At 44.4% G+C, this 20,300-nt stretch carries 17 protein-coding genes; 4 read left to right on the top strand and 13 right to left on the bottom strand.

All coding sequences use genetic code 11. The annotated features are described in order from the left end of the window. Positions 1–41: 41 nt before the first annotated feature. The 5 genes from R7Z41_RS07705 to R7Z41_RS07685 all read right to left on the bottom strand — a co-directional run bounded on the left by R7Z41_RS07705 (position 42) and on the right by R7Z41_RS07685 (position 6,646). Positions 42–1,109, bottom strand: a complete 1,068-nt coding sequence (locus R7Z41_RS07705) for a branched-chain amino acid ABC transporter permease (RefSeq protein ID WP_005382737.1) — start codon at positions 1,107–1,109, stop codon at positions 42–44. An 11-nt stretch (positions 1,110–1,120) separates the two neighbouring features. After that, positions 1,121–2,014, bottom strand: coding sequence for a branched-chain amino acid ABC transporter permease (locus tag R7Z41_RS07700; RefSeq protein ID WP_005373295.1), 894 nt, complete (start codon positions 2,012–2,014; stop codon positions 1,121–1,123). Beyond that, entirely contained in the window at positions 2,014–3,966 is a 1,953-nt protein-coding gene (locus R7Z41_RS07695; RefSeq protein ID WP_054576076.1) for a long-chain fatty acid--CoA ligase, read from the bottom strand. Before R7Z41_RS07695 ends, R7Z41_RS07700 begins: the two co-directional genes overlap by 1 nt. Beyond that, entirely contained in the window at positions 3,966–4,766 is an 801-nt protein-coding gene (locus tag R7Z41_RS07690; protein WP_005373297.1) for an ABC transporter ATP-binding protein, read from the bottom strand. The genes R7Z41_RS07695 and R7Z41_RS07690 overlap by 1 nt, the downstream gene beginning before the upstream one ends. Positions 4,767–5,008: 242 nt before the next feature. After that, the gene (locus R7Z41_RS07685) at positions 5,009–6,646 is read right to left on the bottom strand and encodes an electron transfer flavoprotein-ubiquinone oxidoreductase (RefSeq protein WP_206970201.1); all 1,638 of its coding nucleotides are present in this window, start codon (positions 6,644–6,646) and stop codon (positions 5,009–5,011) included. 156 nt (positions 6,647–6,802) lie between these two features. On the opposite strand from R7Z41_RS07685, the gene R7Z41_RS07680 reads away from it, so the two are divergent. The 3 genes from R7Z41_RS07680 to R7Z41_RS07670 all read left to right on the top strand — a co-directional run bounded on the left by R7Z41_RS07680 (position 6,803) and on the right by R7Z41_RS07670 (position 10,589). Next, positions 6,803–7,555 (top strand): electron transfer flavoprotein subunit beta/FixA family protein, encoded by a 753-nt coding sequence (locus tag R7Z41_RS07680; RefSeq protein WP_005386149.1) that lies wholly within the window; start codon positions 6,803–6,805, stop codon positions 7,553–7,555. Further along, positions 7,552–8,478 carry an electron transfer flavoprotein subunit alpha/FixB family protein gene (locus tag R7Z41_RS07675; RefSeq protein WP_054574671.1) on the top strand — a complete coding sequence of 309 codons (927 nt, stop codon included), beginning with the start codon at positions 7,552–7,554 and terminating at the stop codon, positions 8,476–8,478. Before R7Z41_RS07680 ends, R7Z41_RS07675 begins: the two co-directional genes overlap by 4 nt. An 86-nt stretch (positions 8,479–8,564) precedes the next feature. Then, complete coding sequence (locus tag R7Z41_RS07670; RefSeq protein WP_225477446.1) at positions 8,565–10,589, top strand: acetoacetate--CoA ligase; 2,025 nt, start codon at positions 8,565–8,567, stop codon at positions 10,587–10,589. A 177-nt stretch (positions 10,590–10,766) separates the two neighbouring features. Here the strand turns inward: R7Z41_RS07670 and R7Z41_RS07665 are convergent, their stop codons facing one another. After that, complete coding sequence (locus R7Z41_RS07665) at positions 10,767–12,317, bottom strand: alpha-glucoside-specific PTS transporter subunit IIBC (protein ID WP_017633701.1); 1,551 nt, start codon at positions 12,315–12,317, stop codon at positions 10,767–10,769. Between the two features lie 55 nt (positions 12,318–12,372). After that, on the bottom strand, positions 12,373–13,701 hold the full coding sequence (locus R7Z41_RS07660) for a 6-phospho-alpha-glucosidase (RefSeq protein ID WP_005373308.1): 1,329 nt from the start codon (positions 13,699–13,701) through the stop codon (positions 12,373–12,375). 180 nt (positions 13,702–13,881) lie between these two features. Between R7Z41_RS07660 and R7Z41_RS07655 the strand changes: the two genes are divergently transcribed. Next, positions 13,882–14,589: a GntR family transcriptional regulator gene (locus tag R7Z41_RS07655; protein ID WP_054730587.1), complete on the top strand. Its 708-nt coding sequence runs from the start codon at positions 13,882–13,884 to the stop codon at positions 14,587–14,589. 19 nt (positions 14,590–14,608) lie between these two features. On the opposite strand, the gene mnhG is transcribed toward R7Z41_RS07655, so the two are convergent. The 6 genes from mnhG to mbhE are packed head-to-tail and all read right to left on the bottom strand — an operon-like array spanning position 14,609 to position 20,161. Next, entirely contained in the window at positions 14,609–14,902 is a 294-nt protein-coding gene (gene mnhG, locus R7Z41_RS07650) for a monovalent cation/H(+) antiporter subunit G (RefSeq protein WP_005373314.1), read from the bottom strand. Continuing rightward, positions 14,902–15,180, bottom strand: a complete 279-nt coding sequence (locus R7Z41_RS07645; protein WP_005373317.1) for a cation:proton antiporter — start codon at positions 15,178–15,180, stop codon at positions 14,902–14,904. The genes mnhG and R7Z41_RS07645 overlap by 1 nt, the downstream gene beginning before the upstream one ends. Beyond that, complete coding sequence (locus R7Z41_RS07640; protein WP_005373320.1) at positions 15,173–15,649, bottom strand: Na+/H+ antiporter subunit E; 477 nt, start codon at positions 15,647–15,649, stop codon at positions 15,173–15,175. The genes R7Z41_RS07645 and R7Z41_RS07640 overlap by 8 nt, the downstream gene beginning before the upstream one ends. Beyond that, a complete protein-coding gene (locus tag R7Z41_RS07635) occupies positions 15,646–17,142 on the bottom strand; it encodes a Na+/H+ antiporter subunit D (protein ID WP_186585403.1) in 1,497 nt (498 codons plus the stop codon). Before R7Z41_RS07635 ends, R7Z41_RS07640 begins: the two co-directional genes overlap by 4 nt. Then, positions 17,139–17,492, bottom strand: coding sequence for a Na+/H+ antiporter subunit C (locus tag R7Z41_RS07630; protein WP_017633704.1), 354 nt, complete (start codon positions 17,490–17,492; stop codon positions 17,139–17,141). The genes R7Z41_RS07635 and R7Z41_RS07630 overlap by 4 nt, the downstream gene beginning before the upstream one ends. After that, entirely contained in the window at positions 17,492–20,161 is a 2,670-nt protein-coding gene (mbhE, locus tag R7Z41_RS07625; RefSeq protein ID WP_206970217.1) for a hydrogen gas-evolving membrane-bound hydrogenase subunit E, read from the bottom strand. Before mbhE ends, R7Z41_RS07630 begins: the two co-directional genes overlap by 1 nt. Positions 20,162–20,300: the final 139 nt, after the last annotated feature.

Genomic DNA, 20,300 nt, shown 5'->3' with positions numbered 1-20,300 from the left:
CGTTGTCCTTGTTATTGAGGTATATTCCACTTAATTCCACGTTAATATGAGAACGGATAGTGTTTCCAATATGCTCGAATCTGTTGCCAGCGATGCGATAATCCTTGAGGTTCGAAAATAAGGAACAGCATGATGACTAAACCAATCGCCATTTCTTTGAAGTAAGCCAGACCATCAGTGAAAGCGGTGGTATCACCAAACGCTGAAAGCCCCGTTACACCAAACTCTAAAACTTCAGGCAGCAATACGATAAATATCGTCCCCATCAATGTGCCTTTGACTGAACCCAAGCCACCAATGATGATCATTGCCAAGAACTGGATAGACATCATGATGGTGAAGCCTTCTGCTGATACAAACCCTAGATAATGTCCGTAGAGTGCCCCCCCGATGCCTGCATAGAATGCACACACTCCAAATGAGAGCAGACGATACTTGGTTAGGTTGATGCCCATGATCTCTGCTGATAGATAGTGATCTCGTACTGAGACAAACGCGCGACCGTCACGAGAACGGATTAAGTTTGATGCCCACATATACATGAAGATCAGCGCAAACAGAGCGATGTAGAAGAAGCTTTCGTCAGTCGTAAACTCAAAGCCAAACAAATTAATTGGGTTCGCGCTTGCACCGTATGAGCCGCCACTGAACCAATCTGCGCGAGCAAAGAAGTCCTCTAAAATAAACTGCGCCGCCAACGTTGCGATGGCTAGATATAAACCTTTAATTCGAGCCGCTGGCAGACCAAACAGCATCCCCACAATCATGGTTAAGTAACCCGCAAGCGGAATCGCAAACACAACTGGAATATTAAACTGGTTATTTAGCCAAGCCGATGCAAAGGCGCCAAAGCCAAAGAACGCACCGTGACCTAGCGAGATTTGTCCGGTAAAACCAACCAAAATGTTTAAGCCCAATGCCGCGATACCGAGGTATGCAATCTGAATAAACAGGTTTAGGAAGTAAATATCCAAGACCAGCGGTGCTGCCAGCATGGCGATGACACCAGCAATCGCAAGGCTTCTGATGGTTTTGGTTTCAAAAATTGGCGTATCGCTTTTGTATGTGGTTCGAAAATCACCACATGGGCGCATGCTAAGTTGAGCCATGTTATTTCTCCTTAAATACGCTCAATATCTTTGGTACCAAACAGGCCATATGGCTTGAAGGCAAGAATGATTAACAGCACATAGAATGGTGCGATGTTGTATAAGTTACCCACTTGCAGGTATTGGCTATCAAAAAACTCAGCCAAGTTTTCTAGCACCCCGATGGTAATACCACCGACAATTGCGCCGACTACCGAATCTAAGCCACCTAAAATAACGGCTGGGAAAACTTTGATACCAATAATGGATAGCGCGTCAGATACGCCGTTAACGATACCGATAACAATCCCTGCTGTTGCAGATACCATTGCCGAAATGGCCCAACTGATGGCGAACACTTTCTTGATGGAAATGCCAAGACTCTGGGCTACTTGCTGGTTGAATGCCGTTGCGCGCATTGCCAGACCCATTTTGCTGAATTTGAAGAACCAGTAGAACGCGCCCATGATGAGCATTGAGAAGATCAAGCTCAGAATGTAAGCAAACTCAACATTCAAACCTCCGATATTTACCACGTTGGTTTCGAACACTTGCGGGTACGACACAGCCGAGACACCGAATATCCACTTCATCAGCGCTTGGAAAAACATCGATAGACCGATGGTCACCATGATCACAGAGATAATCGGTTCACCAATCAACGGTCTGAGCACAATGGTTTGCACGGCGATACCAAAAATCATCATGAACGCAAGCGTGAGTAAAAAGCCAATAAAAAACGGTAACTGTAGGTGCACCAATGCCGCCCAACATACCCATGCGCCAATCAACAAGAACTCACCCTGAGCAAAGTTGACCACCTGGGTCGATTTGTAAATCAATACAAAGCACATGGCGACAACGCCATACAACATGCCAACGATCACGCCATTAATGACGAGTTGCAGTAATAAATCCGTATTCACTATGCGATCCTCCGTTGTTCGCTATCCACTAGTGTTGGCTCATGCTCAATAAGCGTTTCAATAACTAGCGACGTTTGAATGCGTGTTTTAGTGCCATCTTGATAAGTGATCACTGTATCGACATCGACTTTTGGATCGTCGCTGTAGATGGTTTCGATGATGTCTCCGTATTTCTCTGCAACCACACCACGGCGTACTTTACGTGTGCGAGTTAGCTCTCCATCGTCGGCATCCAACTCTTTGTAAAGTAGAATGAATTTACTGATCTTCTGTGCATCTGGTAGGGATTCGTTCACTTTTTGAACTTCTTCACGAATCGCTTGGTACACTTCTGGTTGAGCAGATAAGTTGGTGTAGTTGGTAAATGCCAAGCCGCGTTGCTCTGCCCACTTCGCGACGATCGCATAGCGAATACAGATGATGGCAGACAGCCAAGGTCGACCTTTACCTACCACCACGGCTTCTGCAATAAACGGCGAGAACTTGAGTTTGTTTTCGATAAACTGTGGCGAATAACGGTCGCCATGGCTGGTTTCCGACATATCTTTCAGACGATCAATCACCACCAAGTGACCGGAATCTTTAAAATAGCCCGCATCGCCTGTGTGCATCCAACCATCTTGAACATCTTCATCATATGCTGCTTGGTTGTTTAAGTAGCCAGTAAACATGCCTGTACTTTTCGCGATGATTTCACCAACGCCATTGCTGTCCGGGTTGATGACTTTCACATCTGCATTATCAAACGCAACACCAACGGAATCGTAATCCACATCGTCCGCTTGGTGCACAGTGTATGCGCCACACATTTCGGTCTGACCATAAAGCTGCTTAAGTGGCACACCAATAGCTTGTAGGTAACGGAAAGTGTCAGGCCCCATCGCCGCCCCGCCCGTTGCAGCAGATGTTAGGTTCGAAAAGCCTAAACGGTCTCGCAAAGCACGCAAAAGAATCCATTCGGCGAGTTTAGAACGTTTGCCCTGCTCTAACGCTTTGTTGGCTAAGCTCATGCCCAGTTTGTACATCTTTTGCTTAAACGGTGTCGAATCCATCATTCGTGCAGACACGTCTGCCACAATGTTTTCCCACACACGTGGCGCTAACAGCACAAAGTTTGGACCGATTTCACGCAAGTCGGACATCATGGTTTCTTGTTCTTCCACAAAGTTAACGATTTGACGAGAAATCAACGCCTGACCAACCACGTAAACCTGCTCCATAATCCAAGGCAAAGGCAGAACAGAAACGTAGTTGTCGCCTGGGGAACGAGGGTCTGCACGCAAGTAAGCCGCACAGTGATCCAAGAACGTGCCACTGTGTAGCTGAGCCAATTTTGGTTTAGAAGTCGTACCCGACGTTGTACAAAGAATTGAAAGATCGCTGCCTTTGGTTTCAACAACCATATTGAGATATTTGTCTGGGTCCGCTTTATCAATCAGCTGACCTTTTTTGTAGACCTGTTCAACATCAATCAATCTTGGATCATCGTATTTACGCATTCCACGAGGATCGCAGTAAATAATGTATTCAACGCTAGGAATTTCATCACCAAGCTCAAGCAGCTTGTCGCATTGCTCTTCATCTTCGGCAATCACGACTTTTGCTTTGGCATAGTTGATAAGGTACGCCACCTCTTCGTGCATAGAATCTTGATAGATGCCCAGCGAGAAACCTTTGATCGCATGTGCCGCTAACTCGCCCCATACCCATTCCGGGCGGTTATCACCTAACAAACCAACGACATCTTGCTCACCAATACCCAAATCTTGTAGTGCCAGTGCCATCCACTTGACGCGGTTTTCGTAATCCTTCCAAGTGAACTCTCGCCAAATACCAAACTCCTTTTCACGCATTGCGACTTGTTCGGGCCAGTTCTTGGCATTGTGTTGCAACACTTTTGGAAAGGTATCTAAGCGGGTTATATCTGCCCAATCATTATGTTGCTGTGCCATTATGCACTCTCCTCTAATGTCGGTAGCTCTTCGCCTAAGTACGCTTGTTTCACATGTGGGTTGGCCATCACTTCTTCAGGCTCACCCGTAGCAATGTGTTTCCCGAAATCCAAAACCAAAACGCGATTAGAGATGTCCATGACCACGCCCATGTCGTGCTCAATCATGATGATCGTGATATCTAATTCTTCATTCAGATCCATGATGTAACGTGCCATGTCTTCCTTTTCTTCCAAGTTCATACCTGCCATTGGTTCATCAAGCAGCAGTAACTTAGGTTTTAAGGCAATGGCACGAGCAAGCTCTACACGCTTACGTAAGCCGTAAGATAGCGTGCCTGCAGTCGCTTTTCGGATGTGCTGGATTTCTAGAAAATCGATCACGTCTTCCACATATTTGCGGTGCGCCATCTCCTCTTTCTGCGCATTGGAGAACCAATAGAGTGGCCCCGTGACGAAGTTATTTTTCAGTAGGTGGTGTCGGCCAACCATGATGTTGTCCAGTACCGACATATGAGAAAAGAGCGCTAAGTTTTGGAAGGTTCTTCCCAGCCCTAACTCAGCTCGTTGGCTTGGTGTACGTTTAGTTACGTCATCTCCAGCGAAGATTACAGAGCCTTTGTTTGGTGTGTATCGACCAGAGATGCAATTGAGCATTGAGGTTTTACCTGCACCGTTTGGACCAATGATTGAAAAAATTTCCTTTTCATTCACATGGAAGCTCACGTCAGTTAAAGCTTTCACCCCACCAAAAGCCAATGAAATATCGTTTACCTGCAACAGAGGCGATTCCGATACCATAGTTGATCTCCCTTTCGTTATTTTAAGTGCGTTCCATTGAGCACTATTTGATCAAACCTAACTTTGATACTGGTAACCGCTTTTACACCTATGCATCAACTTTGTATTCAGTTTACGTAAACGTCAATTTAAAATCAGAATAGTGCCTGAAAGATTAAGTTGCAATCGAGTTCATCGAGAAAGATTTGAACTAACGCAAACTTTAAGTAAATAAATTGTTAATAAAAATTATTCTCAAACGCTTACATATTTGGATAGTTCGGACCACCACCACCTTCTGGCGGAGTCCAGGTAATATTTTGACTTGGATCTTTGATGTCGCAGGTCTTACAGTGGATACAGTTGGCCGCATTTATTTGCAGCTCTGGCTGCTGCTCCCCCTGTACGATTTCATACACGCCAGCCGGACAATAGCGCTGTGCTGGCTCTGCATATAATTCAAGGTTCTGCTCAATAGGGATCCGCTGGTTCTCCAGTCGTAAGTGGCATGGTTGATCTTCCTCATGGAAGATATTGGATAGATAAACGGAAGAGAGGCGATCGAAACTTAACACGCCATCAGGCTTCGGATAGACAATTTCATTGCTGTTTTCCGCCAATAACAGAGACTGATGATCAGGCTTATCACAGCGGATATGCCACTTAGCTTTACCTTTTAACACGTTATGTTCCAGCAGCGCTAAACCACCGCCCAGCCACGATCCAAAGCGGTGGATTCCACTTGAGAAGTTACGTGCTTGATAAAGCTCTTCATACAGCCAAGACTGTTTGAAATGCTTTTGATAATCAGCAGTAACTGACTGACTCTCAAGGGCTTCACATACTGCTTCAGCGGCAAGCATTCCAGATTTTATTGCGGTGTGTGTGCCTTTGATTTTAGCGCCGTTAAGTGTTCCTGCATCACAGCCAATTAACAAGCCACCAGCAAACTGCTGCGTGGGAAGCGAATGAAAGCCGCCCTTGGTAATCGCTCTCGCGCCATAGCTAATACGCTTCCCATTTTTGAGGTATTGCTCAATCAACGGGTGGTGTTTAAAACGTTGAAACTCATCAAATGGAATCAAGTGCGGATTCTTATAATTCAAGTCAACAATCAACCCGACGGCAACTTGGTTTCCCTCTAAATGGTAGAGATAACTGCCACCTGTAGCTTCATTTGATAACGGCCAACCTAATCCGTGCACTACTAAACCTTGCTGATGCTGCTCTGATGGGATTTCCCACAGCTCTTTAAAACCGATAGCGTAGTGTTGAGGCGTTTTCTCTTCAGCAAGATTAAATCGGTTAATCAACTGCTTACCAATATGCCCCCGTGCGCCTTCAGCAAATAAAGTAAACTTCGCTCGCAGTTCAATACCAGGTTCGAAATTTCCTTTTTGTTCACCATTTTTATCTAATCCCATATCGCCCGTGATCACGCCACAAACACGACTATCTTCATCGATGATCGCTTGACTGGCGGTAAAACCTGGGTAGACCTCCACCCCCAAGTTCTCAGCCTGCAACGCCATCCATCGGCATAGACTGCCCAAACTTATGATGTAATTACCTTTGTTATGTAACGTATTAGGCACCGCCCAAGAAGGCAGTTCATGACCATTGATCTCATTGCCTAGATAGTAGGTTTTATCTTGGTTTACTTTGGTATTGAGCGGAGCGCCTTTCTCTTCCCAGTCGGGAAAAAGCTCATCCAAACTCCGCGTTTCAAACACCGCACCCGATAAAATATGCGCTCCAACTTCAGAACCTTTTTCTACCACGCAAACAGAGAGGTCTTGTTTTTTTTCTGCTGCTAATTGTTTGATTCGGCATGCCGCAGACAAACCTGCGGGACCAGCGCCTACAATCAGAACATCAAATTCCATGCAGTCTCTTTCCATGATTGCATTCCTTTTTCTTTGCATGTTGCCAACTTGTTAAGCGACAATATATTTAAAGTTGACGCAAACGTAAAGGTAAATTAACATCATTTTAAAGACGTCATCACATCGTCTTCACTGTAAACACATAGTCTTCACTGTAAAAAGGAATCTAACGTGAAAATACTAGTGCCAATCAAAAGGGTCATTGATCCCTACGTTAAAGTTCGCGTGAAAGCGGACCATAGCGATGTTGAAACCAATAACGTCAAGATGACGATTAATCCATTTTGCGAAATAGCCGTTGAAGAAGCCGTACGACTAAAGGAGCAAGGTATTGCAGATGAAGTCATCGTTGTCAGTGCCGGCGGTAGCCAGTGTCAGGAGCAACTACGTACCGCGCTTGCATTAGGCGCCGATCGCGCTATTCATGTCGATACTGAAGACAAAATAGAGCCATTAGTTGTTGCTAAGCTGCTCAAAGCTCTAGTTGAGCAAGAACAAGCACAGCTTGTGATTACGGGTAAACAATCCATTGATACGGACAACAACCAAGTGGCTCAGATGCTGGCCGCCCTACTTGACTGGCCTCAAGCAACTTTCGCTTCCGACGTGAAGATTGAAGATCAAAAAGTTCAGGTCGTGAGAGAAGTGGACGGCGGCTTGATGACGGTCGCGATGAACTTACCTGCGGTGATCAGTACTGACTTACGCCTGAATGAACCGCGTTTTGCCTCTTTGCCTAATATCATGAAAGCTAAGCGCAAGCCGTTAGATACCATCACACCTGACAGTCTGGGTGTTGAAGTGGTATTTAGCCAAACCATTCAAGAAGTCACACCGCCAGCGCAAAGAAAAGGTGGCATCAAGGTTGAATCTGTCTCAGAGCTTCTCGATAAGCTGCGTAACGAAGCGAAGGTGATTTCATGAAGAACTTAATCATAGCAGAACATGACAATAACCAATTGCATGCGGACACACTCAAAGTGGTTAATGCAGCAAAACAAGTCAGCCAAGACAATGTTTTGATCGTAGTGGGCCACCAGTGTGAAGAAGTCGCTCAGCAAGCTTGTCGCGTTGATGGTATATCAAACGTAATTTGTGTCGATTATGAACAACTTAAGCATCAATTTGCCGAGAGTATCGCACCTATTGTAGTGAGTATTGCTGAAGGCTTTGACGCAATCTGGGCTAGCTCATCATCAAAAGGGAAAGACCTTGCACCGCGAGTAGCAGCGAAGTTCGGCGTTGGGCAAATTTCCGATATTGTCCAAGTTATCGATGAAAACACTTTTATCCGCCCTATTTATGCAGGAAACGCATTTGCCAAAGTGACCACCAGCGACAAGGTTCGCGTCATCACCGTGCGCGCGTCTGCGTTTGAGCCGGTTACTTGTCACAACCAAGCTGATATTAAGCATCAGCAGGTCACTATCTCAGCTCCAATGGTTGAATTGGTTTCTGCCGATAAAACCGTGTCAGAGCGCCCTGAATTAAGCGCGGCAGAGGTGGTTGTGTCAGGTGGACGCGGAGTCGGTAGCAAAGAGAACTTCGCGTTGATCGAACAAGTTGCCGATAAACTAGGTGCTGCCATTGGCGCTTCTCGTGCGGCAGTTGATGCCGGGTTTGTTGCCAACGACTTACAAGTCGGTCAAACCGGTAAAATCGTTGCACCTAAGCTTTATATAGCGGTTGGGATTTCCGGTGCCATCCAGCATCTTGCAGGAATGAAGGAATCCAAAGTGATTGTCGCGATCAACAAAGATCCAGAATCTCCTATCTTTGAAGTTGCTGACTATGGATTGGTTGGTGATTTATTTGAGGTACTACCTCAGCTTGCCGAACAACTTTAAACGATCAGATAAGGGGCGAACACTGCTATGTTCGCCCCTTTATTTTGTTTTGGTCATATTCAAAAGAATTGAAATTAGAGGGACCTATGCCAAATTCTGCACCTATTTGGTCACCATCTGCTGAGCGCGTCAGCAATAGCAACTTATTACGGTTCATTGAAAAGGTTAATAAAGACAAAGCCGAAGGTGCCGTACTCAACAATTACACGTCTCTACACCAGTGGTCCATTGAGCACAATGATGAATTTTGGCGACATACTTGGCAGTATTGCAACGTAATCGGAGATATGGGTTCGCAAGTCAAGAGCCTTGGCAGTCCCAAATGGACACCAACAGGTTCTAATCATCATCATGTAAATAGAGACACAGTATGGTTTGCTGACGCCACGCTGAACTACGCAGAGAACCTCCTATCTCAGGCTGAACAATCACCAGAGCGTGAGTTTATTGTTTTTAGCAATGAAAGCGGTGAACACCGACAACTCACCGGTAAACAGTTGCTTGAACAAGTTTCTGCCATTCAACAATGGCTACTCAATTGTGGTGTCGGTAAAGGCGATGTCGTTGCGGGTTATTTGCCCTACCTTCCTGAAACCGTTATTGCCATGCTGGCCACCAGTCTTGGTGCCATTTGGACTTCAACCTCTCCTGATTTTGGTATCGATAGCGTCGTAGAGCGTTTTGGTCAGGTCAAACCGAAAGTTCTTTTTTGCTGTGATGGCTACCAGTTCGGAGGCAAAGCTTTCGATATGACGAACAAGAACACCACTCTTAGTAGTAAGTTAAGCAGTGCCTCCGAAGAGACTACTATTAGCGTATGCCAAATCGAATATTTACAAAACGCTGAGAGTGCTAGCACTTCTGAGTTTGTTTCTTGGTCCGATATTACTCACCACTTTTCTCCACAATCAATTCAATATCAACCAACGCTGTTTAATGACCCGTTATTCATTTTGTATTCTTCTGGTACAACAGGTCAACCTAAGTGTATTGTCCATTCCGCAGGCGGTACCTTGCTCAATCACCTCAAAGAACATCAACTGCATTGCGACATCAAATCGCAAGACAAGGTTTTCTACTACACAACATGTGGTTGGATGATGTGGAACTGGCATGTTTCCGCTCTTGCGAGTGGTGCAGCCTTAGTGATTTACGACGGTAGTCCGGTTTACCCTGATCACTCCGTCTTATGGCGATTAGCTGAAGAACATAACGTGTCGCTGTTTGGTACTTCAGCGAAATACTTAGAGGCACTGGAGCAGGCGAACTGCTCTCCAAAACTAGAACATAACCTGAAGTCACTCAAAACTCTGTGCTCAACTGGTTCGGTGCTTTACCCAGAACAATTTAATTATGTCTATCAGCACATCAAGCAGGACTTGCATCTCGCTTCTATCGCTGGCGGCACAGATATTTGCGGATGCTTTGTACTTGGAAACCCTATTTCACCAGTTTACAAAGGTGAATGCCAAGGCTCAGGGCTGGGAATCGACGCACGTGTTCTAGAGGATGATGGACATACTATTACGCAAAAACGCGGCGAACTGACTTGTAATAACTCGCTACCTAACTTCCCTATTGGCTTCTGGCACGACAACGGCGAACGTTATCACAACGCTTATTGGAGCAAGTTTACCGATATCTGGCACCATGGCGACGATGTGATGCAAACCGAACATGGCGGCTTTATTTTTTATGGCCGTAGTGACGCAACCTTAAATCCAGGCGGCGTACGCATCGGTACCGCTGAAATCTATCAGCAAGTGAACGCGTTACCCGAGGTTGAAGACTCCATCGCTGTCGGCAAGTTAAACCAGCAGTCTGAAGAAATCTGGTTACTAGTAAAACTCGCTCACAACGTCGAGTTAACCCAACAACTCACCGATTCAATTCGCCAAACATTGAAAACAAAATGTTCACCGCGCCATGTCCCACGACAAATTTTTGCTATCAGTGATATTCCTAAAACGCGCTCAGGCAAATTGGTTGAGCTAGCAGTGAAACAATTGGTAAACGGACAAGCTGTAAAAAACATTGGTGCTATTGCTAACCCAGAAGTGCTGGAAGAAATTAAAACGCTTTTCAACATAGAAGGCGCCACCGTCACTTAGAGACCCAACAAGTCTTCCCACAATACAGACGGGTATAACCTAACTATATTTTAGCTCGCTCGATAACTCCTCCCCACTTTCGTGGAAACTGAGCGAAATATGCTTCATGTACACAAAAAAGGTGAGATAATTCTATCTCACCTTTGAGCCATATGAGCTGGAGCATTAGTTTGGGGGTTAAGCTTTTATCAGTTGGCTCATATCTTCGCGAACTTGTGGCACCGTTAAACCAACGATGATTTGAAGGCTCTCTTGATTTCTAACAATATTCACCGCTCCGTGCTGTGTGAAAAATGCGTTCTCCTTTACCAGAGAGACATCTTTAACTTTAACACGCAGACGCGTCGCGCAATTAGTTAACAATTCAATGTTTTCTTTTCCACCCAAACCTTCAATAAAGGCACTAGCTTGTGACGGACTTGCGCTACTGTTATGGACCGCTTTCGCTTCTTTGTAGTCAGCTTTGGAATACAACTTACTATCTGCACCTTCACGTCCCGGAGTAAGTATGTTGTATTTTAAAATAAGCGCGCGAAACGTAACAAAGTAGACACCAGTAAACATGAGACCAATAATAATCTGAATCACGTATGTTCCTGCATGGTTACCAGCCAAAGGCAACCAGTTTTGGAAAATGAAGTCTATCAAGCCAGTCTGAAAGTTACCGGAAACACCAAACATAAAGGCGATCGTTGCCATTGTCGCAGATAACAACGCATGCAAAGCAAACAGCGCAGGTGCGATAAATAAGAATGTAAACTCTATTGGTTCGGTGATCCCTGTAAGAATTGCTGTGATTGCGGCTCCGAGCACTAACCCCATCACCATCTTTTTATTTTCTTTTTTCGCAACTGAATAGAGTGCTAGTGCGATACCCGTACAACCAAACACTTTACCCATTCCCGTCAACATCAAACCACCCTGAGGAAATTGTGTCGTTAAACTTTCCGAGCTCTGGGCGAATGTCTGTATATTTTGAATCCAATAGGCAACCGTTCCGCCATCGACTGCAACTGGCCCATAAAAAACGGGACCATATACGAAATGATGCAACCCCGTTGGTATCATGATTCGCTCTAAAAACGTAAATAGCCATACCCCTAACGATCCAGCAGAAACCAAAAATGATTGCAGATTGTTAATACCATGCTGAATACTTGGCCAAGTCAAACAAGTTAGAATTGCCATCACGACCATAATGGGGAAACTAATGATCACAACCAATGGCGTTCCGCCAAATACAGCCGCCCAATCCGGTAGCTTTTTATCAAAGAATCGGTTGTGAACCCAAACAGAGAGACTTGCAATTAAAATGGCACCTAGCAAGTTGGTATCAAGCGTTAGAATGCCACCAACTTCAGTCAAACCTCGCTCACCTTCCGTATAGTTCACGCCCAGTTCTGGTCCCCAAAATTGAAGGATTCCACCAATAACGTAGTTAAACGTAATGTAGGAAACGAGTGTTGCAAGTACAGCGCGACCAGATGCTTTTTTAGCTAAAGCGATAGGTAACCCAACGGCAAAAATAAGTGCCATATTTTTAAATACAGCGAGAGATGCCTGTAAAATGATCGTCGAGACTTTAACCCAAGCACTCCCCTCTAGTGCCCAAGGAAACACTTCTTGATTTAACAGCACAACAGAGAAACCCAATAACATGCCCGCTGCTGGAAATAATAGAACGGGAACAAACATCGCGGCTCCGAACCTTTGAATAATGTCTTTCATATAAACCTCTTGTTTCATTCACGGAGCCTACAAGTAGGCCCCGAACGTCCAGTTGTTATTGAAAAAATTGAGGAAGGTAGGCTTTATTTTCTTCTAGTAATTGTTTTGTTATTTCTTTAGCTTTTGGCACATTAACCACGGTACGGTTAAGTGTGAGTGCATTAATCAGCTTTTGCTGACTTCCTTCGTACCAAGCATCCACGACTAATTTCTCGTAACCAAGTTGGCTTTCAATCATGGCTTTTTGGAAGGTTGGGATTTTTCCTACAGTAAAAGCTTTCGGTCCATCACTAGTTAGCGCAGCTGGAACTTCTACCATGGCGTCATTTTGTAAATTTGTAATAGCACCATTATTCGGTACGATGACGAGATACACATCGCTCAAGTTGTAGGCAAGCGAAGCCGCAACTCTCACCATGTATCGACCATGGATATCGGCATGCAGTGTTTCGTGCTTCGTGGTGCCCGCTTCAATTATTCTTGCGTTCAATTCGAACACTCGTTTCTCACGGCCGTTAATTACCTGCCTTGCGCGAGTATTATTGATATCCTCTTTCGCCACCATTTTTTCAGGGTACAAATAGTATTGAAGATACGTATTCGGCAAAAACTCTGGATTATCAGCAAGCATTGTTCTCATGTTTTTGAATGTGGCTTGCCACGATGGGTCATCCGCTATTTCCGCATCAACCGCACTGATCCCTTCTTTTAGGATGATATTTTTAATTTTATCCGTTAAGTCTTCACCCTGTTTGTTACGAATTTTGGTAAACCAGCCATAGTGATTAAGCCCAAAATATTCAGGAACAAAGTCCCAAATTTCACACCCTAACAATTGCGCATAGCTGACCATAATCGCTGCTGGCATATCACAAATATTTAGAATTCGCTTATCATGCGGAAATTCACGATTTAAAGCTTCAGCGACAATTGCCGCTGGGTTGGTGTAATTAAGAATCCACGCATCTGGACACGTTTGTCGGATCTCGTTCACTAGCTGGATCATATCGCCGATAGAGCGAAGTCCATATGCCATTCCTCCCGCGCCACATGTCTCTTGCCCAACACAAGAGTTGGATAGCGGGATTTGTTCATCGCGCTCGCGCATGGCCAACCCACCAGTGCGGATCTGTATAAAGAAAAAGTCCGAATCTGCGAATGCGACAGATTTATCCGTTGTATAAACAAACTCTTCAACTTCTGGATAGTGTTCTCGCAATAGAATTTCAGTAGCTAATGCATTCGACTCTTGGCGTTTCTCATCTATGTCGTAAAACACGACTTTTGCGAGTGGAAAGTTATCTTTTTCGGCAATAAGGCTGTTCATCATACCAAGTGTGTATGTACTGCCAGCACCAACAATCGTTAATTTTTGACGTTTCATTTCGCTACCTCAAATGTTTATCCTGAAAATGTATAAAGTAAGTATTAATACTTTTATGATACATTTAAAGTATAAGCACAAAGATACGAGATAAAAATCACACAAAGATCCTAAGGAAAAGTATTAACTACATCTCAGATCACATTCTTGCTATCATGGTCCAAGACTTAGCGAGGTATTATGAAACCCAAATACATAGACATTGCGGAACGATTAGAAAAAAAGATCAAAGATGGGGAACTACAACCGAAATCGATGCTTCCAAAAGAGAGTGATTTGCAAGAAGAGTTTTCCGTAAGCCGCGTAACCATCAGAAAAAGCTTACAAATTCTGGTCGACAATAATTTAATTAGTCGGACAAGAGGTAGTGGAACTTATGTAAACGATCTAAAAGCCCAACATGATGCCTTACATTTGCTGGGTTTTATCGAGGAAGTCAGTAAACAGGGGAAAACGCCTAGCTCTCAAGTCATAAAGTTCGAACTTAAAAAGCCGAATGAGCAGGTTGCTAAGCAGTTAAATCTCTCGCCCAATGATGATACATATGAAATACATAGACTCAGATGTATTAATGATGAGCCTGAAATTTACGAAGTCACTCATATGCCAGCAATGTTATTTCCAGACTTGAGCATAGCCATAATGAATGGTTCTAAATATGAGTACATTGAAAATAGCAAAGGATTGAAAATTGCGAAAAGCAGTCAGTCTGTCAAACCGTACTTGTTAGATGCAGAGACGGCCTCATACCTGAATGAATCAGAAGCTTCCCCTATTCTAAAAGTTGAGTCCACTGGTTACCTAGAAGATGGTCGTGCATTTGAATATACCGTCAATTACTTCCGACTTCATCAATACAGCTTCGAGTTTATTTCAACTAGGGCGTAGTACTATTCGACGCTAATGGTTAATCATTACGCCAAATCTTATATCCGACCTCTCGCATTGCTCTGCCGAGCAGGTGGGAGGCGACTGGCGCAGTGAGAACGATAAACAACATCGTACCGATAACCCGAGAGATCACGGTAACTTCAGGGAGTGAGAAAGCGACCGCTAATAACAAGCAGCTCACTCCGACAGTTCCAGCTTTGGTCGCTGCATGCATTCGGGTATACAAATCAGGAAGCCTCAGGACACCTAGACTTGCAACCAAGGTCAACAATGTTCCTAAGCATAAAAATAGTCCAATCAACACGTCCATTATTCTTTCTCCTTTCTTTTAACGATCAAACGTGCAAATGCGATCGTGCCGAGAAATGCGACCAAACCTAATGTAATGGCGATGTCTAACAGAGCGTCCTCACCGCTGTCTAAGGTGTAAACCGTAATAAATCCGATAGTGATAAATGAAATCAGATCTAACGCCACAACTCGATCAGCTAGCGTTGGTCCTAGAATTAAACGAGCAAAAGCCATAACAAAGCTGAGTAGTAGCCCAGAATAGGCAAAAGTGACCGTTATTTGCAGCCAACTATCCACGCGTCACCTCCAAAATTCGATGCTCTAACCCATCTTTAATTCCGCGAATAACCTCTTCATGTTCAGGTGCAAACATGGCATGAACGATAAGATACTTTTTATCAGCCGTAACATCCAAACTAAGCGTACCCGGTGTTAAAGAAACCATGTTCGCCAGTAATGTGATTTCTAGGTCAGAATCGACCTCCAGAGGGACATAAACGATATCAGGCTGACTCAAATGAGTAGGTGTCACGACGTCCCACACCACTTTCGCAACCGATATAACCATTTCATAAGCGAAGTACACCAATAACTTCAATGCAGATGCAAAACGTTGAAAATAGCTCGTTTTCAATCCAAATGGTTGACTCAACCTTAAAGCAAAAAAGCCGACCGTAAATCCGACAACAAAATTCAGACTCGAATAGCTGCCATTAAGCATCATCCACGCTAACGCTAAGAAAAAATTGAGGAATAGATAGATCATGCATTTCCTCCTAACACCACTCTGATGTATTCAGTCGGATTTAACAGTTGTTCTGCAGCTTGAACGGAAAATTGATAAAAAGGCTCCGCCACTAAGCCAATGATTAGCGTCAACGTTGTCAATACAATAATTGGAACGCAGTACAACCAATGTACTTTGGCCTGCAGAGTCTGTTCTGGCTTCTCTCTAAATGGCTTTTTCCAAAATGCCTCACTCCAAATTTTCGTCATCGAGTAGACAGTAAGCAACCCCACCAATAACGCGGTACCTGCTAACCAGTAATACTCAGCCTGTATGCTCGACTTGATGACCAATAGCTTTCCCCAGAAACCCGATAGCGGTGGGAAACCGGCCAGAGAAAACGCAGGGACAAGAAACAAGAACGCTAACCAAGGCATAGCTTTGTATACCCCACCCAAATGTTCAAGTTGACTAGAGCCATATTTGCGCTCGATGAATCCACCTATTAAGAACAAATTCGCTTTTACAATGATGTGATGAACAATGTAGAAAATGGCACCGGCTAAAGCTAAGGGAGTGTAAATAGCCAACCCCATGATCATATAGCCTATTTGGCTAATAATATGAAAAGAAAGAATTTTCTTAATGTCGAATTGGCTAGCCGCTCCTAAAACGCCCGTTAACATGGTTAGCCCTGCGACCCAAATTAACGTCGGTTGCCAGCCACTCTCGGAGAGCGGAAATACTAAGGTGAAGACTCTTATCAACGCGTATACACCGACTTTAGTAAGCAACGCGGCAAACAGTGCAACCACACCGCTTGGTAACGTGTGATAAGAAGCTGGCAACCAAGCAAATAAAGGAAAGAGTGCCGCTTTAATAGAGAAGGCAAACAAAAACAGCGCGGACAGCATCATGTTGATGCTCAATTCATTTTCCCCTACTTTGGTGTAGAGATCGGCCAGGTTCAAGGTGCCCGTTGCGCCATACAACAAGCCGATAGCAAGCAAAAATACCAGCGTCGAAATCAGGTTCAACATGACGTACTTTACTGCACCATCAACTTGAGTTTTCGTTGCATCTAACACCATTAAACCAAATGATGAAATGAGCATGACCTCAAACCAAACATACAGATTAAAAATATCTCCAGTCAGGAAAGCGCCATAAACGCCAGCAAGCAACATGTGCATTAACGCATGGTAATTGCTATAGGAGGGCTTTCGGTGAAGGTCCGCCATCGCGTAGAAAACACATATCGCACCAATCACCGCCGTTATCATCACCATAGCAACGCTGAGGTAATCTGCGACAAACACGATACCAAATGGCGCACTCCACTGACCAAAAGCAACGGCTTGAATACCATTATTTATGATGTTTTCTGTGAGAAAGCCCGCTACGAAAAGGTTCGAAATCGCACTTACTCCGCTCAACCACTCAACACTTTTTGTTGAGCGACGGACGAAGAAGATAGTCAACGCCGTACTCAGCGAGAGAACAACCGGTAACGTAAGCAAAATCGAACTCATTGACCCTCCTCAGAACGTTGCATTTCATCGACGTTTGCAGTTCCAGTGTCTTTATAAGCTCGATAGAACAGCATTAAAGCAAAAATAAGCAGTCCAAAACCGATGACTATCGCAGTTAAGATAAGCGCTTGAGGTAAAGGATTTGCCGCGCTATCTGGTGGTAAAAGAGCATTATCGCCAATCAATGGCGGTTCTCCGGGCGTCAGCCTCCCAGCGGTAAAAATAGCAAGGTTAACCGCACTACTGAGTAACATGATGCCGAACAAAAGACGCAAGATATGCTTTTCAAGCATTAAATAAACACCTGCTGCGACAAATACTCCAACGACAACACTCCAGACTATTTCCATCACTCTAGCTCCTCATTAATACGAAGCAGCATACCCATCACGCCACCTATAACGGCAAGGTAAACACCAACATCAAAAACCAATGGCGTCCCTAGTGGTATCACATCTTTCCACCACAGTCCGGTCAAAAACGGTTTATCAAACGCAAAGCTCAAAGCACCAGAAACTAAGCTCAATGCGATGCCAGATAACGCAATGAGAAACGGCTTGAAATACAACCTAGAACGAACGTATTTCGGTGATTCCGCGAACATGAGAAGTGATAAACCAATAACGGCAATCAACGCACCAATAAAGCCACCACCCGGTTCATTATGACCACGTAACAACAGATACACTGAAAATACGAGCATGAGTGCCGAAACAATGTGTGCCGTGGTTGCAAAAATTAATGATTGGATACGATTTTGCTTTTTCGCTCTTGTCTTAAGCAAACTCACTGCCGCAATCCCTGCAATAACAACGACAACAACTTCTCCCAATGTATCAAATGCGCGAAAGTCGACCAGAATAACGTTAACAATGTTTCGCCCATGTCCACCCGGGACACTGTTTTCTGCAAAGAAATCTGACACCGAAGAGTCCATCGGCTGAGACGTGATTCCTAACAAAAGTAAAGTAACCGAAACACCTATCACACCTGCTATGCAAATATTCGCTACTTTACGTTTTATTGAATGCTTGGGCACGGTGGTTAGACGTGGCATATGACGCATTAACAATGCAAGAAAGACCACCATTAATGTTTCCACTAACAGTAAAGTCTTCGCAACGTCCGGGGCGCTATAAATCATAAAAACAAGCGTGGTCATGAAGCCAATCATACCAAGCGCAGAAATCGCAAGAAGTCTTGCGTGGGACAACGTACATACGAGCGCAGCACCAATCAACAATAAGGCAATACCAATCTCATAGAAAGTGACACTTGAAAGTTCGCCAACCAAAGGCAGAGGAATAAGCGCTACCTGACTCAGTAACGCAACGGCAAGTACCGTGAAAAATAATAGGACATAGCGACTCAATTTCTTTTGCTGTAACCGCGCCGTTTGCCACTTCGCCACTGTCATCATGCCATCTAATAGTCGTTCAAAAATATTCTCCGCTTTGGGGACGAATAGATGTAACCGCTGAAAAAATGCAAACACAGCTGGATAAACACGGTACACCACATACCCCAACGCTAGCGTAATAACGCTTAACACTAACGGTACATTCACGCCATGCCATAGTGATGTTTCTTTAAGAGTTGCTGTGGGCAGAATGTCAGCAGAGCCCGGAAAAATAATATTGCGATCTAACCAATTCAAACCGAATAACGGAACTAGGAGGCTGCCAACTGCCAAGAGCAAAGGCGAGATCCACATGGCTTTTTTTGTCTCAACTGGCTTAGTTTCAATCGGCACGAGATCACGGCGAGCAAAGAATGGTCTCGCAATAAGCATAATGGTTAGCGCGACCATCAGTATATTCACGATTAAAAGTACAAAGGCGATCCAGTTATTGAGCTCTACTGCGGACTTGTACATGTATTCTTTGCTCAAAAAGCCTAACAACGGCGGGAACCCCGCTTTAGACAATGCAGCCAAACTCCCCGCAACCATGCTGATGACGAGAACTGACTTCAGACCGTACAATTGATCAATATCTCGTGTTCCTGTCGCTTTGTCGATATTACCCACCACCATAAACAGCGCAGCTTTATAGAAAGAGTGAGCGAGAATAAACATCAATACCGCACTAACGGCCAAATCTGTGCCCATACCTAGTAATAATGTTAATTTACCCAAAGCAACATTCGTGCTGTAGGCTAGCATCAGCTTCAAGTCAGTTTGTTTTAATGCGACAAATGTGCACCAAATGGCCGTGATACTCCCAGTGATGACTAAAGCATAAAACCAGATCTCGCTGTGGGCATAAACTGGCGATAAACGTGCTAATAGGTAAATGCCTGCCTTTACCATTGTTGCCGAGTGTAAATACGCACTGACCGGAGTGGGAGCTGCCATCGCGTTAGGTAGCCAAAAATGAAACGGGAATTGCGCAGATTTAGTAAATGCACCGAGTAGTATGAGCACTAGAGATGGGATAAACCATTCATGCTGCGCAATAGTGTCTGCCTGCTCGATAATGGTATTTAGCTCATAACTCCCAGCCATTGCTCCCAGCAAGATAAGACCAGCTAGCAACGCTAGTCCACCAGCACCGGTAACAATCAGCGACTGCAAGGCGTTTTTCCGAGACGTTTTATTTTCGTGATTAAACCCGATCAGTAAGTAAGAAGTGATGGTGGTGAGTTCCCAGAAAACAAATAACAACAGAATGTTATCGCTCATCACAATCCCTAGCATGGCAAGCATGAATAGGGTTAGATACAAATGAAAGGAAAACCGGCTATCACTTTCTCGTAAATAAGCCAAAGCGTAGATTTGAATCAGTGCGCCAATCCCACTGATCAGTCCCGCAAAAAGAAATGAAAGACCATCTAATCTAAAGCTAAGGTTGATATCGAGGCTTGGTATCCATTCCGCATTCCAGCTCACGCCTGCAGGAGTATAGATATAGAAGAGAAAAGAGAAGATTAAAACTGGCAGCGCAGGGAAAATCAGTAAGACCAACTGATTATCTAGGTTTTTCGGTAGGTTTTCTTTACCCGTTATGTTATTCAACATCGCAGCCCATTCGTTATTATAAGAAGATACGCCCTATCCGGCGCAAATGACAAACTCCACTGTATTGTTTTAGCCCAAGCGCTTCAAAAACGATCATGAAACCAAGGGAAAAGTAGCAAACAGTAATCACTGAGTGCTA

The sequence above is a fragment of the Vibrio sp. 1457 genome (genome assembly GCF_033340195.1).
Taxonomy (GTDB): Bacteria; Pseudomonadota; Gammaproteobacteria; order Enterobacterales; family Vibrionaceae; genus Vibrio; species Vibrio alginolyticus.
Note: the sequence above shows the minus strand (reverse complement) of the source record. Positions and strands in the feature narration are given on the sequence as shown.